The sequence below is a fragment of the Oerskovia sp. Root918 genome (assembly GCF_001428945.1).
GTDB lineage: Bacteria > Actinomycetota > Actinomycetes > Actinomycetales > Cellulomonadaceae > Oerskovia > Oerskovia enterophila.
This window is the reverse complement of record NZ_LMJG01000003.1, coordinates 18739-39079: the sequence shown is the minus strand read 5'-3', so window position 1 is coordinate 39079 and position 20341 is coordinate 18739. Positions and strand designations below refer to the sequence as shown.

Annotated in this window: 19 protein-coding genes; 10 read left to right on the top strand and 9 right to left on the bottom strand. The window is 73.5% G+C overall.

The window, feature by feature from the left end; genetic code table 11:
• Nucleotides 1-272: 272 nt before the first annotated feature.
• Together ASE27_RS20570 and ASE27_RS05795 are read left to right on the top strand one after the other, a co-directional pair.
• Entirely contained in the window at nucleotides 273-1361 is a 1089-nt protein-coding gene (locus ASE27_RS20570; RefSeq protein WP_056647417.1) for a hypothetical protein, read from the top strand.
• 200 nt (nucleotides 1362-1561) lie between these two features.
• Nucleotides 1562-2446 (top strand): universal stress protein, encoded by an 885-nt coding sequence (locus ASE27_RS05795; protein WP_056647414.1) that lies wholly within the window; start codon nucleotides 1562-1564, stop codon nucleotides 2444-2446.
• Between the two features lie 15 nt (nucleotides 2447-2461).
• On the opposite strand, the gene ASE27_RS05790 is transcribed toward ASE27_RS05795, so the two are convergent.
• Nucleotides 2462-4282, bottom strand: a complete 1821-nt coding sequence (locus ASE27_RS05790; protein WP_056647411.1) for a glycerophosphoryl diester phosphodiesterase membrane domain-containing protein — start codon at nucleotides 4280-4282, stop codon at nucleotides 2462-2464.
• A 152-nt stretch (nucleotides 4283-4434) separates the two neighbouring features.
• Between ASE27_RS05790 and ASE27_RS05785 the strand changes: the two genes are divergently transcribed.
• Nucleotides 4435-5727: a hemolysin family protein gene (locus tag ASE27_RS05785; protein ID WP_056647407.1), complete on the top strand. Its 1293-nt coding sequence runs from the start codon at nucleotides 4435-4437 to the stop codon at nucleotides 5725-5727.
• Between the two features lie 100 nt (nucleotides 5728-5827).
• Here ASE27_RS05785 and ASE27_RS05780 read toward each other — a convergent pair whose 3' ends face one another.
• The 3 genes from ASE27_RS05780 to ASE27_RS05770 form a co-directional block, all read right to left on the bottom strand.
• Nucleotides 5828-6145: a helix-turn-helix transcriptional regulator gene (locus tag ASE27_RS05780; protein ID WP_200955896.1), complete on the bottom strand. Its 318-nt coding sequence runs from the start codon at nucleotides 6143-6145 to the stop codon at nucleotides 5828-5830.
• Complete coding sequence (locus ASE27_RS05775; RefSeq protein WP_056647405.1) at nucleotides 6142-6636, bottom strand: SRPBCC domain-containing protein; 495 nt, start codon at nucleotides 6634-6636, stop codon at nucleotides 6142-6144. Before ASE27_RS05775 ends, ASE27_RS05780 begins: the two co-directional genes overlap by 4 nt.
• Nucleotides 6637-6702: 66 nt before the next feature.
• Nucleotides 6703-7101 carry a metalloregulator ArsR/SmtB family transcription factor gene (locus ASE27_RS05770; RefSeq protein ID WP_056647403.1) on the bottom strand — a complete coding sequence of 133 codons (399 nt, stop codon included), beginning with the start codon at nucleotides 7099-7101 and terminating at the stop codon, nucleotides 6703-6705.
• Between the two features lie 104 nt (nucleotides 7102-7205).
• Here ASE27_RS05770 and ASE27_RS05765 point away from each other — a divergent pair, with 104 nt between their 5' ends.
• Nucleotides 7206-8717 carry an NAD(P)-binding protein gene (locus ASE27_RS05765; RefSeq protein ID WP_056647402.1) on the top strand — a complete coding sequence of 504 codons (1512 nt, stop codon included), beginning with the start codon at nucleotides 7206-7208 and terminating at the stop codon, nucleotides 8715-8717.
• On the top strand, nucleotides 8714-9112 hold the full coding sequence (locus tag ASE27_RS05760; RefSeq protein ID WP_056647398.1) for a low molecular weight phosphatase family protein: 399 nt from the start codon (nucleotides 8714-8716) through the stop codon (nucleotides 9110-9112). Before ASE27_RS05765 ends, ASE27_RS05760 begins: the two co-directional genes overlap by 4 nt.
• 103 nt (nucleotides 9113-9215) lie before the next feature.
• On the opposite strand, the gene ASE27_RS05755 is transcribed toward ASE27_RS05760, so the two are convergent.
• Nucleotides 9216-11000, bottom strand: coding sequence for an AMP-binding protein (locus ASE27_RS05755; RefSeq protein ID WP_056647395.1), 1785 nt, complete (start codon nucleotides 10998-11000; stop codon nucleotides 9216-9218).
• Between the two features lie 295 nt (nucleotides 11001-11295).
• Here ASE27_RS05755 and ASE27_RS05750 point away from each other — a divergent pair, with 295 nt between their 5' ends.
• From ASE27_RS05750 to ASE27_RS05740, 3 genes are read left to right on the top strand one after another with little or no spacing between them, the layout of a single operon-like run.
• Nucleotides 11296-11847 carry a hypothetical protein gene (locus ASE27_RS05750; protein WP_056647392.1) on the top strand — a complete coding sequence of 184 codons (552 nt, stop codon included), beginning with the start codon at nucleotides 11296-11298 and terminating at the stop codon, nucleotides 11845-11847.
• Complete coding sequence (locus tag ASE27_RS05745) at nucleotides 11844-12518, top strand: SigE family RNA polymerase sigma factor (protein WP_235534148.1); 675 nt, start codon at nucleotides 11844-11846, stop codon at nucleotides 12516-12518. The genes ASE27_RS05750 and ASE27_RS05745 overlap by 4 nt, the downstream gene beginning before the upstream one ends.
• On the top strand, nucleotides 12515-13678 hold the full coding sequence (locus tag ASE27_RS05740; RefSeq protein ID WP_056647388.1) for a hypothetical protein: 1164 nt from the start codon (nucleotides 12515-12517) through the stop codon (nucleotides 13676-13678). The genes ASE27_RS05745 and ASE27_RS05740 overlap by 4 nt, the downstream gene beginning before the upstream one ends.
• Before the next feature lie 19 nt (nucleotides 13679-13697).
• On the opposite strand, the gene ASE27_RS05735 is transcribed toward ASE27_RS05740, so the two are convergent.
• The 3 genes from ASE27_RS05735 to ASE27_RS20170 all read right to left on the bottom strand — a co-directional run bounded on the left by ASE27_RS05735 (nucleotide 13698) and on the right by ASE27_RS20170 (nucleotide 17840).
• Entirely contained in the window at nucleotides 13698-14531 is an 834-nt protein-coding gene (locus ASE27_RS05735; RefSeq protein WP_056647386.1) for a 2,3-bisphosphoglycerate-dependent phosphoglycerate mutase, read from the bottom strand.
• Between the two features lie 25 nt (nucleotides 14532-14556).
• The gene (locus ASE27_RS05730; protein ID WP_056647380.1) at nucleotides 14557-17523 is read right to left on the bottom strand and encodes a helix-turn-helix transcriptional regulator; all 2967 of its coding nucleotides are present in this window, start codon (nucleotides 17521-17523) and stop codon (nucleotides 14557-14559) included.
• A gap of 161 nt (nucleotides 17524-17684) precedes the next feature.
• Nucleotides 17685-17840 (bottom strand): hypothetical protein, encoded by a 156-nt coding sequence (locus ASE27_RS20170; RefSeq protein WP_157257399.1) that lies wholly within the window; start codon nucleotides 17838-17840, stop codon nucleotides 17685-17687.
• Nucleotides 17841-18182: 342 nt separating this feature from the next.
• On the opposite strand from ASE27_RS20170, the gene ASE27_RS05725 reads away from it, so the two are divergent.
• Both ASE27_RS05725 and ASE27_RS05720 read left to right on the top strand, forming a co-directional pair.
• The gene (locus tag ASE27_RS05725; RefSeq protein WP_056647377.1) at nucleotides 18183-18845 is read left to right on the top strand and encodes a hypothetical protein; all 663 of its coding nucleotides are present in this window, start codon (nucleotides 18183-18185) and stop codon (nucleotides 18843-18845) included.
• Nucleotides 18842-19216: a UBP-type zinc finger domain-containing protein gene (locus tag ASE27_RS05720; RefSeq protein WP_056647374.1), complete on the top strand. Its 375-nt coding sequence runs from the start codon at nucleotides 18842-18844 to the stop codon at nucleotides 19214-19216. The genes ASE27_RS05725 and ASE27_RS05720 overlap by 4 nt, the downstream gene beginning before the upstream one ends.
• 107 nt (nucleotides 19217-19323) lie before the next feature.
• Here the strand turns inward: ASE27_RS05720 and ASE27_RS05715 are convergent, their stop codons facing one another.
• Nucleotides 19324-20325, bottom strand: a complete 1002-nt coding sequence (locus ASE27_RS05715) for an LLM class flavin-dependent oxidoreductase (RefSeq protein ID WP_056647371.1) — start codon at nucleotides 20323-20325, stop codon at nucleotides 19324-19326.
• Nucleotides 20326-20341: the final 16 nt, after the last annotated feature.

Here is a 20341-nt window from a genome sequence, read left to right as displayed (position 1 = left end):
CGGGGCGAGAGCCCCGGGACTCACCCGGCAGCACGGCACTGCTCACGATCCGGTCGGCGACGTGCTGCTCGGCCGCCCGCCCGGTGCTCGGAAGCCGCTCTGAGGCGTCTGAGCGCAGGCCTCGGAGCGCTGCGATCGACCTGCACCCCGACCAGTGGACCTCGAGGTCCTCGACGAAGCCGCGGGCCCACCCGCCGGCTACCGCGCCGTGCGGCCCGCTCACCCACAGCCCAACCAGTGGACCAGCTCGCACCCTGAGAAAAGGAGCAACGATGACCAGCTCGACCATCCCGGCAGCAGCCCTGGCACTGCTGCTCACGACCGTGCCTGTCGCCGCGCAGGCCGTCCCGCAGGACACGACCGGCCCCACGCCTGTCGTCACCGAGGCCCCCTCGGGGGCCGACGACGGGTCGGACGACGCGCAGCTCCCAGCGGACGGCCCGACGGCAGAGGCCGCACCCGACGTCGACGCCTCCGAGGAAGTGCCCGACCCTGCGGGCGACGGGACGTCCGCCGCTGACGCCGCAGACTCTGCCGCGGACTCCGACGACGTCGACGGTGCGTCCGCCGACGGCGTCACGCCCGACGGGACGGTCGGTGCCGAGGAGTCGGTCGCCACGGAGGAGACCGTCGTGCCCGACGTGGCCGCCGACGGCTGCGATACGTGCGTGGCTGCCGGCGACCGGACCGTCGTGACCCCGGGCTACCGGGACGACGGCGTCTACCGCCCGTTCTGGTGGGAGGCCGACGGCCTGCACTTCGACGACCTGATCCCCGCGAACGGCTACGTCAACATCAACGTCCCCGGTGCGCAGAACGTCAGCATCGACAGCCACCGCGAGCTGATCGGGAAGACCTTCATCCCCTGGTCGTACTTCGGGCTCGAGCCCGGCATGTGCATCACCTGGACCGAGTCCAACGGGTACGACTACCACTTCGGTGAGGACAACTCGGGCCGGGGCGGGGTCGACGAGAAGGACTGGCAGTTCTGCGTGCCGGAAGAGCCGACGCCCGACCCGACGCCGACGCCCGACCCGACGCCGACGCCCGACCCGACGCCGACGCCCGACCCGACGCCGACGCCTACGCCCGACCCCACGCCGACGCCCGACCCCACGCCGACGCCCGACCCCACGCCGACGCCCGACCCCACGCCCGAGGTCGGGACCCCGGCCGTCGTGGCCGAGCCGAGCGCAGAGCGAGCCCAGCCGGTGCGTCCGACCACGGGGACAGTGTCGTCCGCCGACGATTCCCTGGCCGTGACGGGCACCGGAGCGGCCGCCACCGCGGTGGCCGCGCTGGCCACGCTCGGTGCGGGTGCGGGCCTCCTGGGTGCCTCGCGGCGGCGTAGGACGCGCTAGGCGCCGACGGATCACGAGCGGGGCCCGGCACAGGCCGGGCCCCGTCGAGCACGAGAAGGAGAGTGCGTGCGGTGCCCGTCGACGGGCACCCCGGGGGAGGTTGCGGTGTCGCGCCGCCGGCCCGGAACAGCAGGCCTGCGATGCCAGGAACGAACGAACGACACCCGGCGTGGAGCATCTCGCCGGAGAAGGAGTGAAGGATGGACGTCCAGCCCGTCGTCGTCGGGATCGACGGTTCGAGCACGAGCCGGGACGCCTTGGTCTGGGCGGTGCACGAGGCCCGCCTGCGCGGGGTGCCCCTGCACGTGGTCCACGCCTGCCCGCACCCCGCCTACGACCCAGTCTTCGCGGGCGGCTTCTGCCTGCCGCCGATCGTCCTCGGGGAGGAGGAGACCGACGTCGCCCTCGACTGTGCGGGTGACCTCGTGCGCGAGACGGCACCCGAGGTCCCGGTCGAGACCTGGGCCTGCCGGGGATCTGCGGCCTCCGTGCTCCTGGACCAGGCGCAGGACGGTGCCGGGCTCGTCGTCGTGGGCTCACGGGGCCTCGGCGCGGCCGGCGCACTGTTCCTGGGGTCGGTCAGCGCCCGGGTGGCCGCTCGTTCGACGGTGCCCGTGGTCGTGGTCCCGCCGGGGACGGAGCACACGACCGCCGGGCCGGTCGTCGTCGGGGTCGACGGCACCCCGCACTCGACGGCCGCGGTGCGCGCAGGAGCGCGCGAGGCAGCGGTTCGGGGCGTGCCCCTCGAGCTCGTCTCGGCGCACCTCGTCCCGGCGGATCTGCTGGTCAGCCACCTCACGCCACCGGTCGACCTCCGGTCGGCGTACATGGAGCGCGCCGAGCGCGTCGTCGAGGAGGCTGCTCGGACGGCCCGTGCCCTGGGACCGCACCTGGAGGTGCGCACCCACGTCGTCGAGGGGTTGCCCACCGACGCGATCGCCCAGGTCGCCGGGTCGACGGCGTCGCTCGTCGTGCTCGGCTCGCGGGGCCACGGCCTGCTGACGGGACCGGTCCTGGGCTCGGTCAGCCAGTCGGTGCTGCACCACGCGACCGGGCCCGTCATGGTGGTGCACGCCCAGGACTGATGGCCGTCCCGCCGCTCACCACGACAGGATCCCGTGGACCGCGTCCTCCAGGCGCGAGGACAGCGTGGTGTCGGCGACGACGGCGTCCCGCTCGTGCGCGGCCCTCGTCGGCAGGTCGGTGATGATCCCGTCGACCCCTTCGCGCACGTAGCCGCGCATCGCGGCGGGCTCGTCGACCGTCCAGACGAAGACCTGCTTGCCCGCCGCGTGCGCCTCGGCGAGCAGAGAGGGCGTGAAGGACGACTCCTCGACCGCGACGAAGTCCGCGGTCGTCGCGGGCAGCCGCCCCAGGTTCACGGGGAGCACGTAGCCCGTCCCGATCTCCGGTGCCAGGGCCTCGACCTGCTCGACGACGTCCTTGTCGAGCGACTGCACCAGGTACGTGCCGGCGACGCCCTTGGCCTGGAGCAGCGCGACCACGTCCTCGACGTACCCGGGGGACTCGTGGCCGTGGGGCTTGATCTCGACGAGGAGGGGGACGCCGAGCTCCTGCGCACGGTCGACGAACGCGTCGAGCGTCGGGACGGTGGCCTCGTGCCCCCGCGCGCGCACGGTCGTCGCGGTGAGCTCGGCGGTCGTCAGGTCGTAGACGTCCTGGTCGGTCCCGGCGAGGCGCTCGAGGTTGGTGTCGTGGACGACGACGATCCCGCCGTCACCCGCCTGCTGCACGTCGATCTCGACGTAGGCCGGGCGGGCCGCGGCGGCGGCCTCGAGCGAGGGGATCGTGTTCTCGACCCCCCGCGACGGGTACCCGCGATGGGCGATCACGCCCGTCTCGCTGCGGTTGCCGATGTCCGTCATGACCGAGGTGTTGTAGACCGACAGGACCGCGAGGGCGACGACGCCCGCGATCCCGACGACGACGCGCACCCATCGCGGTCCGTGCAGCCGGGCCGCGACCGGCTCGGCGGGCGCGGAGTGGATCGCTCCGCCGTCGGGCCCCTCGCCCTGGCGCACCCCCAGCGCGACCACCACGACCTGGGCGAGCATCGCCGCGACGAACCCCGTGACGACGAACACCGCGATCTGGACCGCCGCGAGCGAGAAGCCCGCGACGAGCGGCGACGCGTCGGGCATGACGCGGTCCGTGAAGCGCGTCGGTGCGAGACCCACGTTCACGACGCCCACCAGGAACGTCGCCGCGACCGCGAGCACGACGCCGAACAGCACCACGAAGCGCCACGTGTGCCAGCGCGTCAGGCGCCAGCTCGTCGCCATCGAGGCCGCGACCGACGCGTCGCTCGTGACGAACACCGCGAGCGTGAGGACCAGGCGCAGGTTGAGGTAGAGCACCCCGGCGAGGAAGCCGTAGTAGAGCCAGGTGCCCGCGTCGGTCTCGAGCAGCGACCCCACGACGAACCGCGGGATGCGGATCCCGCGCACGACCGTCGCCACGACCCCCACGTTGCCGAGCGGCAGGACCACGAAGAAGTACGGCACGAACAGCAGCACCTGAGGGCTGAGGAGCTTGCGCGCCGCCCCGAGCAGGTCGCGGGCGACCGTGCGGACCGTGACCGGCTCGCGGTGAGCGAGCCGGTGGGCGATCACGAGCAACGCCCCCACCTGGACGAGCACCACGAGGCACGCGAGGGCTCCGATGAGGAGGATCAGCAGGTCCGCGACGGGCGAGCGCAGGACCTCGCCGAGGGTCCGCTGCGTGAGGGCCTCGACGCCGGCCTGGTCGAGCGCGAGCTCGAAGAGCCACGCGAGGCCCGGGAAGACGACGAGCACGCTCACGCCCTGGAGCAGCAGGATCGCCTTGAGATACGTGCCGAACGAGGTGCCGAGGTAGGTCAGGGCGGCGCCCAGCGTCGGCCAGGTGCGCGCGGTCCTCACCCCGCGAGCCTAGGTCACGGGAGGCGGGAGACCGGCCGGCGGCCTCCTCGCGCCTCGCCCACGAGGCCGTGAGGAAGGAACTCCACGGAGCCGGGCTTCGTTGTGCAGTACCACGTGCTCATCACCTGCCCACGAGCTGAGAGAGACGGCTGATGGACTCCGGAACCTGGCTCAACGTCGGGCTGGTCCTCGTGTTCGTGCTGGTCGGCGGCGTCTTCGCCGGGACCGAGTTCGCCCTGGTCTCGTTGCGCGACTCGCAGATCAAGCAGCTTGAGCAGCAAGGGCCGCGGGGCAAGCGGGTCGCCGGGGTGGCCCGCGACCCCAACAGGTTTCTCGCCGCTGTCCAGATCGGCGTGACGGTGGCCGGCTTCCTGTCTGCGGCCTACGGCGCGTCGACCCTCGCCCCGGACTTCGTCCCGGCGCTCGAGTCGCTCGGGCTGCCGACCGGGCTCGCATCGACCGTCTCGCTCGTGGCGTTGACGCTCGTCATCTCCTACCTGTCGCTGGTGCTGGGCGAGCTGGTCCCCAAGCGCATTGCGCTCCAGCGGTCCGCCCAGGTCGCGGTCGTCGTCGGGCCGCCGCTCGACCGGTTCGCGACCGCGATGCGGCCGGTCATCTGGCTGCTGTCGCGGTCCACGGACCTGGTGGTGCGCCTGCTGGGCGGCAACCCGACCGCGCGGAGCGAGCAGATGACCGAGGAGGAGCTGCGGGACCTCGTGATCGCGCACGAGGCCTTGCCCGAGGACGAGCGGAAGATCCTCACCGACGTGTTCTCGGCGGCCGGACGGTCGGTCGTCGAGGCCATGCGGCCACGCGGCGAGGTCGTCTTCCTGTCCGCCGACCTCCCGCTCGTCGAGGCGGCCACGGTCGTGCGGACCCAGCCCTACTCGCGCTACCCGGTCACGGGAGAGGACTTCGACGACGTCGTCGGGTTCCTGCACGTCCGCGACCTCCTCGACGCTCACGACGACGCCCCGACGGGCGTGCCGCGGACCGTGCGCGACGTGACACGTGCCGTGCTCGAGCTGCCCGGCACGAACCAGCTGCTGCCCTCGCTGTCGCTCATGCGGCGGACCGGGGTCCACCTCGCGATCGTCGTCGACGAGTACGGGGGAACGGACGGGATCGTCACGCTCGAGGACCTGGTCGAGGAGCTCGTCGGGGACATCCGCGACGAGTACGACCTCGCCCACGAGCCCCTGGCCCGGGGGAGCTTCGACGCGGGCCTCACGCTCGAGGCGTTCGCCGACCAGAGCGGCATCCGGCTCGCCGACGGCCCGTACGAGACCGTCGCCGGGTACGTCATCGCGCGTCTGGGGCGTCTGGGTGCGGTCGGAGACGCCGTCGACCTGCCCGGGCACCGGTTGACCGTGAGCGCGGTCGAGGACCGGCGCATCCGTCAGGTGACGGTCACGGCGCTATCGGAGAGGGGCCTGGAGGATTGACGTGGGCGCGGGCCGGGCGCAGGGGCAACGACGCCTCCTGGTGACGGCGGTGCGGCGCGCGCCCCGGGTGTGCTCGGGGAACGCGCCACGCCACACGGCGCTACGGCGCTTCGGCGATCCTGCGGATCGTGTCGAGGCGCCGCTCCCACGTGGCGCCGATCGCGTCGAGGGCTCGGGCCGTCTCGGTGAGGCGGGACCCGACGGCCTGGTAGCGCACCTCGCGCCCGACCCGCACGGGCTCGACGAGCCCGGCCTCGGCGAGGACCGCGAGGTGCTTGGCGATCGCCTGCCGGGAGATGGGCAGGCGCGACGCCAGTGCGGAGGCCGAGAGGTCCGCCCGCCCGAGCTCCTGGAGCAGCTGCCACCTGGTGTCGTCGGCGAGCGCGGCGAACACGGGGGCCAGTGACGAGGTGCTCATGCCGTCCGTCCGTCGGGGACGGCCTGGTGGGCGCTCTCGAGGAACGCGACGAGCTCGTCCAGCTCGCCGGTCCACCCGGAACGGTTGCTCTCCATGGCGTGGGCGGATCCCTCGCCGAGGCGGTCGAACCCGGACTCGACGACGCTGAGCAGCGTCCCCGGCCCGTCGGCCGCGAGGGTGAACCGGACCTGGGTCGAGTTGTCGTCGCGCAGGGGCGTGCTGGGCTGGTTGGTCCACGTGAAGGCGAACGCGACCGGCTCGTCGTACTCGTCGATGCGGACGGCGAACTCGCCGAACCCGTCGAAGCCGAACGACCCTTCGCCGCCCACGCGCAGGTCGGGCAGCGAGGCCCTCTGGCCGAACCACTGGGCGATGAGGTCGTCGCGGGTCAGTGCCGCCCAGACGCGGTCGGGGGTCGCGTGGACGAGGACGGTGCGCGTCACCTGGAACTTCTCGGGGTCGATGACAGCCTGCTGGTCGATGGACGTCATGGTCGTTCCTCTCGAAGGGTTCATGTGCAACTTCAGAGTTGCACATGGAGACCCTGAGTGCAACCCCTAGGTTGCAGATGGGTCGCTCGGTGCCGCGATCCCCAGGAGCTCGCGCGCGACACCCTCGGCCGCGCCCGGTACCAGCGCGTAGTAAGCCCAGACCCCACGCTTCTCGCGATGCAGCAGTCCGGCGTCGACGAGGATCTTGAGGTGGTGGCTCACGGTGGGCTGGCTGAGCCCCACGGGCTCCACGAGGTCGCACACGCACGCCTCGCCGCCTGCCGAGGCTGCGACGATCGCGAGCAGGTGGACGCGCGTCGGGTCGCCGAGCGCCTTGAAGGTTCGGGCGAGGTGCTCGACGTCGGCCGGACCTGCCGACGTGCCGTGTGCCGCGGTGCCCTCGGTCTCGTCCGGTCCGCAGCACGCCGCGGCCCGGGTGTCGGCGGGGGCGATCGAGGTCGTCATGCCCACATCTTGCCACGCATCGACATTCTTCGATACGTTCAGGCATCGAAGTTTGTCGATCCCTGTGCCTGGTGCCCGGTGGGTCGCCCGAGGAAGGAGAGGCCATGGCCGTTCACGAGGAGCTGCCCGTCGTCGTCGTGGGAGCCGGACCGGTGGGGCTCGCTGCCGCCGCCCACCTGCTCGAGCGGGGGATCGAGCCCCTGGTCCTGGAGGCCGGCGGGTCGGCGGGGTCGGCGGTCGCCGCGTGGGGCCACGTGCGACTGTTCTCGCCGTGGCGCTACGACGTCGACGCCGCCGCGCGCCGCCTCCTCGAGGCCACGGGGTGGACCGCCCCGGACCCCGACGCCCTGCCTACGGGATCCGAGCTCGTCGAGCGCTACCTGACCCCGCTCGCCGCGACGCCGCAGATCGCGGCCCGCCTGCGGACGTCGTCGCGCGTGGTCGCGGTCTCGCGCGAGGGCGCGGACAAGACGCGTTCGCTCGGACGGGAGCGGCTCGCGTACCGGGTCCGCGTCCTGGGGCCCGACGGCGCCACGCACCACGTGCGCGCCCGTGCGGTCCTCGACGCGTCCGGCACGTGGGGGCAGCCGAACCCCGTCGGCACGGGCGGGCTGCCCGCCCTCGGCGAGGTCGGGTCGTCCGCCGTGACGGGGCCGCTGCCCGACGTGCTGGGCACCGACCGTGCGCTCTTCGCGGGCCGCCGGACGCTCGTCGTCGGGATGGGGCACTCGGCCGCGAACACGCTCCTGAGCCTCGTCGAGCTCGCCCGCGACGAGCCCGGCACGCGCATCACCTGGGCCGTCCGGGGCGGGTCTCCGCGTCGTCTCTACGGCGGCGGGACCGACGACGAGCTGCCCGCGCGCGGGCTGCTGGGGACCCGGCTGCGCGACGCCGTCGAGTCGGGGCTCGTCACGCTGGCGACGCGCACCTCGATCGAACGGATCGAGCCGGTCGAGCCCGCGGGTGGGAACTGGCCCGTCGGCACGTCCGGCACCGTCGGCACGGCTGACGCTCCCGTGCGGTCCGCTGCGCCGGCGGCGCCCGGCGGCCCCGTCCGGGTCCAGGGCACCACGCGCGACGGGGAGCTCGACCTCGAGGTCGACACGGTCGTCGGCGCGACCGGCTTCCGACCCGACCTCGACATGCTCCGCGAGGTCCGGCTCGACCTGGACCCGGTGGTCGAGTCGCCCCGCGCTCTCGCCGACCTGATCGACCCGAACCACCACTCGTGCGGGACCGTCCCGCCGCACGGCGAGGCCCTGCTGACCCACCCCGACACCGGCTTCTACGTCGTGGGCATGAAGAGCTACGGCCGGGCGCCGACGTTCCTCCTCGCGACGGGCTACGAGCAGGTGCGCTCGATCGCCGCGGCGCTCGCGGGCGACCGGGAGGCCGCGGACCTGGTCCAGCTCGACCTGCCCGCGACCGGGGTCTGCTCGACCGACCTCGCCCTCGACCCGGTGTCCGGCGAGGCTGCCGAGGTCTCGTGCTGCGGCACGTCCCCGGTATCCCCGGAGCCCGTGCTCGTCACGTTCGGCGCCCCCGCCGGTAGCCTGGGATTCGCGACCGGTACGGCCCACGGCCGGTCGGCTGACGAGCAGGAGGACCCCCGATGAGCGCGCCCCGATCCGTCCTGTTCGTGTGCGTCAAGAACGGTGGCAAGTCGCAGATGGCCGCAGGGCTCGCGCGGCAGATCGCACCCGACGTCCAGGTCGACTCGGCGGGCACGTCACCGGGGTCGAGCCTCAACGCGCTCTCGGTCGAGGCGCTGGCCGAGGTCGGCGTCGACCTGTCGGGCGAGCACCCTCAGCCCCTCACCCCGGAGCTGGTCGCCGCAGCGGACGTCGTCGTCGTCCTCGGGCGCGACGCCCAGGTGACGACCGACGACGGGACGCCCGTCGTCGTCTGGGACACCGACGAGCCGTCGCTGCGCGGCATCGAGGGCATGGAACGCATGCGGCTCGTGCGCGACGACATCGCGGCGCACGTGCGCGACCTGCTCGAGCGCTGAGGACGGCTGGGGTCCGCGCCACGGCGGGCGCTGCTGCCCCCGGAGACGGCACGAGGCACCTCCCGGTCCGGGAGGTGCCTCGCGTCGTACGGAGAGGGCGGGGTCAGGCGGTCGGGGCCGCGCCGCCCGTGGGGTGTGAGCCGTCGCCGTCGGTCGGCTTGCCCAGCACGTTCTCGCGGACCACGCGGCGCAGCACCTTGCCGATCTGCGAGCGCGGCAGGTCCGGCACGACGAACAGGTGCTTGGGCAGCGCGTAGCGCGCCAGCTTCTGCTCGCCCCAGGCGCGCACGGCCGCGAGGTCGACGGGCAGGCCGCTCGCGGTCGTCTCCGACTCGTCGAGCACGATCGCCGCCGCGACGCGCTCGTCCGAGCCCTCGCCCGGCAGGCCCACGACCGCGACGTCCCGGATGCCCGGCATGAGGCGCAGGTGGTCCTCGACCTGCGACGGGTAGATCTTGAACCCGCCCGTGATGATCATCTCCTTGATGCGGTCGACGAGCGTGACCACGCCGTCCGCGTCCACGGTCACGACGTCGCCCGTACGGAGCCAGCCTCCCTCGAGCAGCTGGTGGGCCGTCTCCTCGGGGCGGTTCCAGTAGCCCTGGAAGACCTGCGGCCCGTGGATGAGCAGCTCGCCGCGGACCGTGCCGTGCTCGTCGGGGACGACGTCCTGCGTCGGGTCGTCCTGGTCGACGACCCGGATGTCGGTGCTCGGGAAGGGCAGGCCCAGGGTGCCGGGGCGACGGTCGGCCGAGACGGGGTTGCCGAGCGCCACGGGGGACGTCTCGGTCATGCCGTAGCCCTCGATGAGCAGACCGCCGGTCGCCTCCTCCCAGGTGCGCGCCGTCGTCGGGCTGATGGGCATGGCCCCCGCGAACGCGAGCCGGATCGAGTGCAGGTCCACGGGCTTGCCCGCCGCGCGGGCCTTCGCGGCAGCGGCCGCGACGCGGTCGAACATGGGAGCGACGCCCGGGAGGAACGTCGCGGGGCGACGCTTCTGCGCGGCCAGGACCGAGTCGGCGTCGAACTTGGGGAACGCGACGAGCGTCGCGCCGATCCGCGCCGGGAGCGTCAGGCAGAACATGAGGCCGAACGCGTGGAAGAACGGCAGGACCCCGTAGACGGTCTCCTCGCCCTCGCGGAACGACGCCCACGCCTGACCCTGCACGGTGTTCGCGACGAGGTTCCGGTGCGTCAGGACCGCGCCCTTGGGCGTGCCCGTGGTGCCGCCGGTGTACTGGAGGAGCGCGACGTCGTCGGCCGTGGGCTGCGGCGTCGACGGGTCGAGCGGGCCGGCCGCGGCGACGAGACGGTGCCAGTCCGGCACCCCTGCCGAGGCAGGGCCGCGCAGCGCGGCCTTCTGGGTGCGCGCCGCCTCGACGGGCAGGTGCAGCGCGAGGCGCTTGACGAAGGGCAGGTCACGGGCGACGTCAACCGACACCACCTTGCGGAGCTCGGTGTGCGGCTGGGCCGAAAGGACCGCGGGGACGGCCTTCTGCCACACGAGCGCGACCGTGGCGCCCGAGTCCGCGAGCTGGTGGGCCAGCTCGTCGGACGAGTAGGTGGGGTTGTGCTCGACGACCGTCGCGCCCAGGCGCAGCGCGGCGTAGAACGCGACGAGGTGCGACGTGCAGTTGGGCATGACGAGCGCGACACGGTCTCCTGGGCCGACGCCCAGGGTGGACAGGGCGCTCGCTGCGCGGTCCACCTTCTGGGCGAGGCGCGCGTACGTGATCGTGGCGCCGAAGAAGTCGACCGCCACCCGGTCCGGCCAGCGTGCAGCGGCTCGGGCGAGCGCCGCGGTCACGGGCTCGTCGGGGACGTCGACGGTTGCGGGAACCCCTGGGGAGTACCGACTCAGCCAGGGCTGCTTTGCCAAGGTGTTCACTACTACACCGTAACTTACGGATGCGTAGGTTATGTGTGCGCTGCGTGCGAGGAACCTCGGCGTGGCCTGGGAGAACCCAGGATGTGAACTGATTCCCACCCGGGGGGAACCTTCGGGGGAGGAGCTGCGTGTTCCGTTCGTGAGGACAACGTACCGACCCCCGCCGAGCAGTTCCGGCGCACGGGTCGCAGGGGGCAGCAGCACGTCGTCCGGACCCGCGCCTGCGAGGTCTCGAGCCGTCAGGGGGCGGCTGCGGGACCTCGTGGACAGTGGGCCGGCGGGGTCGGTCGGGGTCGTGGTCGGAAGCGTCGGGGCATCGCTCCTCGCGGTCGGCCTGGCCTGGTCCTCACCCCAACCGATGCTCGGCATGGTCCTGCTCGCGGTCGCGCTGCCCGTGTGCGCCATCATCGTCTGGTGGTCGATCGTGCCGCGGCACGTCGCAGTACGCGGAGCTCGCGTCGTGACCACCGACGACGACAGGGGGTGGCTGGTCGTGCGCAGACCGCTGGGCAGGGTCGTGCTGGACGGGTCGCGCTTCGGCGTGCTCGACGCCCAGCGGGCGCTCGCGGACCGCGTCGTGGCCGTGCACGTGTCGGGCCGCGCCGAACAGGACGAGATCCTGAGGCTCCTCGACCGCGTCGTGGCGCTCGACCGGCTGGAGCACGGCGCCTCGGGATCCGAGGCGGGCGGCCGGAGCAGGTTCACCCCCGAGCAGCGTTCGCTCCTGACCCGGCACGTGCGGGACGCCCTGGTGCGGGACGTCGAGCTGCTCGAGTCCCGGTCGGCAGGGCTTCCCGCCCGGGGCTCGTACCCGGTGCGCCCCGCACCCGCGGGGGTGCTGCCATGACGGCGGTCCTGCCGCTCGTGGGGGGCGGCGGCACGATCGACGGCCCGCGACGAGTGCCCGACGGCGACGCAGCGGAGCCGCTCGACCCGGACTTCGACGGTGACCACGCCGCGCAGGACGTGGTGCTGCACGCGACTCGGAACGCCGAGTTCACGGTCTTCATGGAGCAGGCCGTGGGCCCGCTGCACCGCATGGCGTACCTGCTGTGCGGCGACCAGCACCGCGCCGAGGAGCTCACGCAGCAGACGTTCGAACGCACCTACCGGGCATGGTCCAGGGCGCGCGACGGAGACCCGCTCGTCTACGCGCGTCGCATCCTCGCGAACCTGCGGGTCGACACCTGGCGCCGGACCCGGCGCGAGGTGCTGTCCGGGCCCGAGGACCTCCAGGGGCACGTCGAGGAGCTCGCGGTCGCCCCGAGAGGCGGTGGCCCGGTGAGAACGGCTCCGGCCGGCGTGGACGACCGGGACCTCGTCGTCCGAGCCCTGCTCCAGCTCCCGCTCAAGCAGCGCCGTGTCGTGGTCATGCGACACCTGCTCGACCTCTCGGAGACCGAGGTCTCGACCGAGCTCGGTCTACCGGTCGGCACCGTGAAGTCGACCGCGTCCCGGGCCCTTGCCCGTCTCCGCACGATCCTCGACGACTCGCCCGGAAAGGGTGGCACCTCATGAACGTCCCGACCGACGACTTCTTCGACCGGCTGCATTCCGCAGCGGACGCGGTCCCCCCGTCCACGCTCGACCTGCCCGTGGTCCTGGCGACCAGCCGGCGCAAGGCCACGACGCGCCGGGTCCTGACCGGCGCCGCAGCATTCACGGCCGTCGCCGTGGTGGGCGTCGGGGTCGCGACGGGCCTGCCGGGCGAGGTCGCGCACGAGCTGGCCCCCGCAGCGGGGTACGAGACGCTGAGCACCGAGGTGGTGCACCAGGAGGTGGCACCGGGGATCACGGCCGTGGCCGAGGCGGCGACCTACGAGCTCCCGGACGGGACCGTCGTGCTCGACACAGGGATCGAGACCGGCGCGCACGGCGACCGGTTCCTGATCGTCTCGACGGTCGAGGTCGGCGCGGCCGGGTACGACATCCAGGTCGACCCGGAGACCGGCGAGGTCCTCGAGACGCAGGAGAGCAGCGACCCGGCACACATCCAGAAGATGATCGACCTCGGCTACGCGCCCGCCGAGGTGCATCACGTCCAGCTGGTGGTGGGGGACGACGGCGAGCTCGGACGCCTCCGTGAGGGAGCCGTGCCGGCCCACGTCGTCCTCGACGAGGTGGGCTCGGCCGCGCTCACCTCGGCCTCGGGCACGGAGCTTCTGGTGGGCCTCACCGAACCGACCGGAGGGTGGGCCGAGACGACGACCTACCTGGCGACCTGGGAGCCCATCGCCGGACCGGAGAACCGCGAGATCACCTCGGTCGCCGTGCCGACGCTCCCGGTGGCCGGTGACGGGTTCGAGCTCTACGTGGTCCAGGCCGACCCGCCGGGCGACCGGCTGTCCTTCCGTGGCGCGCTCGCGGTCACGAACCACAACGAGGTCGTCACGACCTGCGGACCCCAGGCCTCCGCGTGCGAGCTGACGTTCGACCCGAAGACCCGTGAGGTCGGAGCCGGCTCGACCGACCCGAGGACCGAGACCCCCGAGGACTCCGTCGCGACCGCACTGGACGAGATCGCGCCGGGCGCAGACCTGATGTCGGTGTGCCTCGAGCTCCGAGGTCAGGGCGCCGTCGCCGTCACCGAGATGGGCGCCAAGGCCCCCGAGAAGCTCGGTGTCGACCCCGACACCTGGAGGCGCTGTGTCGTCGACCGGTCGTACGCCTGGGGCTGAACAGCCCGACGGCCACGGCTCACGTCCCGCCGCGCTGCTCCAGGTCGGCCAGAGCCGCCTCGGCGCGGTCTGCGTCGAGGTAGCGGCCGCCGCGGTGCACCGGGACCAGCGACGCACCCGGGCGGGATTTCCCGCCCGGGTGCGCTCCGTCGTCGGGCACCTGGCGCGTGAAGCGGTGGACGAGCGGCATCCCCGTGGGGATGTTGAGCACCTGGACCTCGGGGGCCGTGAGGCGGTCGACGAGCATCACGAACGCCCGCAACGAGTTGCCGTGGCCCACGACCAGCAGGTTCTCGCCGCGATCCAGAGCCTCGCGCGTCGCCTCCCACAGGGGTTCGAGCCGGTGGACCACGTCGGCGAGCGACTCGGTGTCGCGGCGCATGCCCGAGCGGGCGGCGTCGGGCAGACGGCCGAACGTGTCGGCGACGCGGGCCGCGGCCTCGCTGCCCTCCTCGACGGGCGGGGGCCGGTGGTCGAACGACCGGCGGTACTCCCAGTAGGCCGTCTCGCCGTACTCGGCCCGGACGGACTCGCGCAGGTCGTCGGTGAACGCGCCGTAGTGCCGCTCGACCAGGCGCCACTCGGGGACGAGCGGCGGCGGGCCCGGCAGGGCCGCGGCGACGATCGCCGCGGTCGCCGAGGCACGCACGAGCGGTGAGGTGAGGACGCGGTGCGGCGCGAGCGACGGGTCCTGCTCGCAGGCCGCCGCGAGCTGGGCGCCCGCGAGCTCGGCCTCGTGGACGCCGCGGTCCGAGAGGTCGACGTCGAGCAGCCCCGTGAAGCGGTTCTCGGCGTTGTAGACGCTCTCCCCGTGGCGCAGCAGGACGAGGGTTCCGGGTGCTGGGGCGCTCATGGCGTCCAGCGAACCACACCCGCGGTCAGACCTCGATCAGCCCTCGCTGGTGCGCGATCGAGACGGCCTCGGTGCGCCCCGACGCCCCGAGCTTGGCGAGCACGTTCGAGACGTGGACGCTCACGGTCTTGCCGCTGATGAAGAGGCGCTCGCCGATCTGCCGGTTGGTGAGGCCCTGGGCGACCAGCAGCAGGACCTCCTCCTCGCGGTCGGTCAGCACCGTCACCGCGCCGCGACGCAGCCCCGGCAGGTCCAGGCGCCCGCGGCGTGCCAGGTCGCGCAGGGCGCCCGTGAGCGGCCCGGCGCCCATGTCCTCGGCGTCCTCGAGCGCCTGACCGGCCTGGGTCGCGGCCTCCTCGCGGTCGCCCACACCGAGCAGCGCCTGCGCCCACCGCCAGCGGGACCGGGCGACCTCGTAGCGGTAGCCGTAGTCGAACGCGCTGGTCGCCTCGGCCCAGAGCGCCGGGTCGTCGGTCCCCGAGAGACGGCTGTGCTCCGCCCGGGCCCGCACGAGCCACGCGACCCCCTCGGGTCCGAGGCGGCCCCCGCGCGGCCGGCCGCGCAGCGCCGTGGTCTCGGCCTCCGCGAGCAGCGCGTCGCCGTGCGACTGCAGGTCCGCCGTGGTGGCGCCGACCAGACGGCGTGCCTCGGCGGAGTCCGCCAGGGCGGCAAGGGCGAGGGCCGAGATCCAGATCCGGCCCAGGAAGTAGTCGCTCCAGGTGCGTCCCAGGTAGCCGATGAGCTCCTGCGCGAGCGTCAGGGCCTCGTCGCGATGCGCCGACCAGACGAGCGCGTCGATCATGCAACCGCCCGCGATGAGAGCGATCTGCCCGTCGCGCTGCCACTCGGGGCGGAGCCCGCGGGCGCGCTCGATCACGTCCTCGTCGCCTCGGGCGACGGCCGCGTAGAGCTGGACCGCGGCGAGCGCGGCGACCGCGCTGGGCGGCGGTGGTTCGGGCGACGACGGCGGTGGGCGCAGGTCGCCCGTCGCGTACCGGACGAGCTCGCCGAACAGGCGCAGCTCGACCCCGTACCCGTTCCATCCGAGGCCCGCGGCGACCGCGTGCTCGAGGCCCGTGTGCGCCTCGACGAGAGCCTGGTCCAGGTCGCCCGAGTAGTACCGGTTGGCCGCGATGTTGTACCAGCACCGCATCTCGGTCAGGAGGTCGCCCGCGGCCTGTGCGCGCTCGCGGGCCGTCGCGAGGAGCGAGGCCGCGCGGTCCGCGTCGTCGACCTCGAGGACCGCGAGCGTGGTGAGCGCGTCGGCCTCGACGTCGGGGGCGTCGATCGCCCGGGCGACCGCGATGGCTTCCTCGGCCGTCTCCTGCGCGACGACGTCCATGTCGACGCGGTCCAGGTTCATCGCGGCGCGGGCGCGCGTCGCGAGGGTCCAGGCCCGGTCGCGCGACGGGGGCTCGGTCGGCAGGACCTCGAGCGCGGCGGCCGTGTGCTCGATGACCTCCTCGACACGCTCGATCCCCAGCAGGTGCAGCGAGAGCACGTGGCGTAGCGAGGCCTGGCGCAGCGGGTCGCCCGCGGTCGACTCGACGACCTTGCGGGCGATCGCGACGGCTCGGTCCGGCTCGCCTGCGCGGCTCGCCGCGGCCGCTGCCGCGACGGCCACGTCGACACGATCCTCGCCCAGCAGCTCCGCGGCGTCGGGGACCGCGTCCCACAGGCGCAGCACCTGCTCGAGGTGCCGCAGCTCCTCGGCAGGGGCCAGGACACGCGCCGCTCGGCGGGCGGCCTCGCGCGAGGCGACCAGCGCGGTCGTGGTCTCGTGGGCCGAGAGGGCGTGGTGGGCCCGCTGCGCGGGCGAGCCCAGCGACGGGTCCTCGGTCAGGGCGGCGAGGTAGGCGCGGTGCAGCGCGGCGAGCTCTCCGGGCAGGAGGTCGGCCGAGATGGCCTCGGCCAGCAGGGCGTGGCGGAACGCGATCCGGCCCGACTCGATCGTCAGCACGTGGTGGGCCACGGCCTCGCGGAGCGTCGCGTCGAACGCCTGGTCGCACGCAGCGCGGGTGGCGGGGGTCCCTGGCGCGCGCAGCCCACCGAGCGAGAAGACGCCCAGGTCCTGCCCGACGACGGCCCGCAGCAGCGGCTCGGCGACCACGCGCCCGGAGAGCGACGCGATGCGGGCGAGCTGCTGGACGTCGGGCTCGAGCTGTTCGAGGCGGGCGTGCAGCACGTCGGCGAGGGACCAGGGCAGGGCGTCGGCCTGGGGCCCGGCCTCGACGAGCTCCTCGGCGAAGTAGGCGTTGCCCTCCGACCTCTTCATGACCCGTTCGAAGTCGTTCTTGGGCAGGGCCTTGCCGGCGACCGCGGTCGTGAACTGCTTGAGCTCGGCGGGCGTGAACGGGGCCACGTCGAGGTGCTCGACGCGCGGGTGCCGACGCAGCTCGGCGAGCACGGGGCGCAGAGGATGGCGGCGATGGAGGTCGTCGGCGCGATAGCTCGCGACCACGAGCAGGTGCTCGGCGCGCAGCCGCGCGACGAGGAAGCGCAGGACGTCGCGCGTCGACGGGTCGGCCCAGTGCAGGTCCTCGATCACGAGCACGAGGGGCGCCCCAGCGCGCCCGGGGGCTGTGATCGCGGCGGTGATGGCCTCGAAGAGCTGGAGGCGCCCGGCCTGGTCCTCACCGTTGCCCTCGAGGGCCGAGGGGCCCGCGTCGAGGAGCCGGCCCAGCGCGGGGCGACCGTCGATGGTCCGGTCGACGACCTCGTCGGCCGCGCGGAGCTCGGACAGCGCCTCGGTGAACGGCAGGTAGGGGAGCCCGACGTCGCCCAGGTCCACGCAGTGGCTCACGACCACGGTCGCCCCGGCCTCGCGCGCGAGCTCGGCAGCCCGGACGAGGAGGCGTGACTTGCCGACCCCGGCGTCGGCTCCGAGCAGGATCGCGCCCGGGTCCCCGGCGGCAGCACGGCGCACCGCTGCGGCGATCACGTCGAGCTGGTGCTGTCTTGCGACGAAATGAGCCTGGGAGGGGCGCGGCATACCGCCCATCCTTGCAGTGGCCACAGACGGCTGCCACGAAGTTTCCTGATACTCCGCACCCGGTGTGACCAAGTCCTCCTCCGGACCGTCCGCGAACGGTGTGCTGGGTGGTGCCGAGGGCGGTCGTCGTCCCCGGCTCACCCGTCCGGAGGAGGGCTCCGTCATCCGCCCTGACCCGTGGTGCTCGCGTGCTGACTGCCGACGTGGCTGCGGAGCCACCGCAGGAGGACGTTCTCCCCGGGCGAGAAGTCCGCACGGACCAGCTGCTGGTGGTAACGGAAGTCCGTCTCGAGAGACGGGCCGTTGAACTCGTTCATGATGCTCCCCGTTCCGGCAGACCTGGCGTCCGCCTGACCCTCACTCTGGTGCTGAGGCGCGAGGCGGCGTATCGGTCGACCGGGCAGCTTCTGGGCACGCCCCACCTCAGGCCCGACGGCGTATCTCACCTGAGGTGGTCTGAGGTGCCTTAGGGGGGGTTCGGGACGATGTGCCCGCGCCCCGCAGGGGGCGAGCCGAGCCGCTAGACGGGCGCTCCGCCGTCGGGCCGTCCGGGAGGAGGAGCCCACCCGTTGCCAACTCCGGGAGGCGGTCGCAGACTGGAATGGACCGGACCCCTTGATGGAGGTGCCCTCGTGACATCGACGTACGACGTGCTACCGATGCTAGGACGCGGCAAGCACCGCAACCCGAAGAAGGGCGCGTGCTTCATGGAGCTCGCGTCGTACCTGGCCGGCGAACGCTGGAGCGACCACCCCCAGTGCACGCACCCGCTCGTCGCGATGCTCGCGCGAGCGGTCAACGACCTCACGAGCGACACGGCCCGGCCCCGCCTGGCCCTGCTCATCCCGTCCGTGATCGGGCTGCGCAGCGACGACCCGCGCTGGAGCGTGTGGATCGCCCTGGGTGCCGCGCAGACCGCCCTGCCCGTCGCCCCGAGCGACCGCCAGGACGTCCTCGCTGTCGCGATCATCGCGGGCGAGCGCATGCTCGACCAGCTCGAGGACCGTGAGCCCGGCACCCGGACGCAGGCCTCGGTCGAGGCGCTGGAGAAGGTGCCGCGCACCGCGGCGTGGGCCGAGTCGTTCTGCAAGGGGTCGCGCCTGCGCCCCGCGCGGTTCGCCCGTGACGCGGCGCCGAGCATCGTCGCGGCAGCCGTCCAGGGCATCGCCGAGGCCGGGTCCCGGGACGCCGACGACGCGCTCTACGAGCTGCTCTCGTCGACCATCGAGGCCGCACGCGGATGGGCGGCCGCAGAGCCCGCCGAGCCCCTCGACCCCAAGGACTGGGAGCCGGTCGTCCGGAGCGTCGGGGCCCAGGTGTGACGGCGGCCGAGAGCGGCGGCCCGCCCAGCCTCGAGGAGTCCCTCGACCTGACGGTGCCGCCGAGCGGTCCTGGGTGCGCCGAGTGCGAGCAGGCCGCGGGCTGGTGGGTGCACCTGCGTCGGTGCGCGGAGTGCGGCCACGTGGGGTGCTGCGACACGTCTCCGTCGCAGCATGCGACCGCGCACTTCGCCCAGACCGGGCACCGGCTCATGCGCAGCTACGAGCCGGGCGAGGACTGGTACTGGGACTACGTGACGGCGCAGGCGTTCGACGGGCCCGAGCTCGCGCCCCCGCTCGCGCACCCCGAGGACCAGACGACCCCGGGGCCCGCGAGCCGCGTGCCCGCGAACTGGCGAGAACTGATCCACTGAGCGCGGGCCGGCCGGACTGGCTCGCCGAGAAGTGAGTTGATGCCCCTGATCCGCGCGGATCAGGGGCCTCAACTCACTTCTCGGCACGCCAGGTGCAGCCAGGACGTTCAGTCCCGGACCACCCGTGCCAGCGCGTCGAGCGCCGCGAAGGGGTCGTCGGGCCGGTCCGGGTCGGGGCTCGTGGGAACGACCACCACGCTGCTGACCCCGTTGGCCTCGAGCGCGGCCAGCCGCGCCCGGACCACGTCGGGGGGCCCGACGATCGCGAGCTGGTCGACCCAATCGTCGGGCAGCGCCCGGGAGAACTCCTGCGGCGTGCCAGTCGAGTCGCGCAGTTCCCGGAACGCTGCCGCGAACGGGAGCGGGTCGATCTGCGCGGTCCAGTCCGCGGCGCCGAACGTGGCCAGCGCGGGCCGGACGATCTCGCGGGCCGTCGCGACGTCGTCGTGCACCACGGCGAGGCTGAACGCGACGAGGGTGTGCTCGGGCGGGGCGCTCGAACCGGCTGCGGCCCGGCCGCGCTCGACCGCCGCGCGGACCGTCCCCAGGTACTCGGGGGTCACGGGCATGTCGAGGATCGTGCCGTCGGCGACGCGGCCTGCGACCTCCAACGATCGAGGTCCGCGCACCCCGTTGAGGACGGGCGGTGCGACGGCCGGAGGGCTGTACAACGCAACGTCATCGAGATGTACGTAGCGTCCGTCGACGCTGAGACGCTCGCCGTGCAGGAGGGCGCGGACCGCGCCCGTGGTCTCCTCGAGCAGCGTCAACGGGCTCTTGGGCCACACGCCGATCTGGCGCATCCACTCGGGCATCCCGTGCCCGATCCCCAGCAGCAGCCGCCCGGGATGGAGCTCGGCGAGCGTCCCCGCCTCGAGCGCCGTCATGGCCGGGCTGCGGACAGCGGCCGGCAGGATGCCGATGCCCACGTGGATCGCCTGCGTCCGAGCCAGGATCGTCGCGGCCTGCGCGATCCCGCCCCGGAAGAAGCAGTCCTCGACCACCCAGATCTCGTCGAGGCCGATCTCCTCGGCACGCAGGGCGAACGGGAACAGGTCGGCGATCGGCAGGTCGCGCGGGACGATCACGCCGAGGCGGGGACGGGGCATCGTGGTTCTCCTTCGA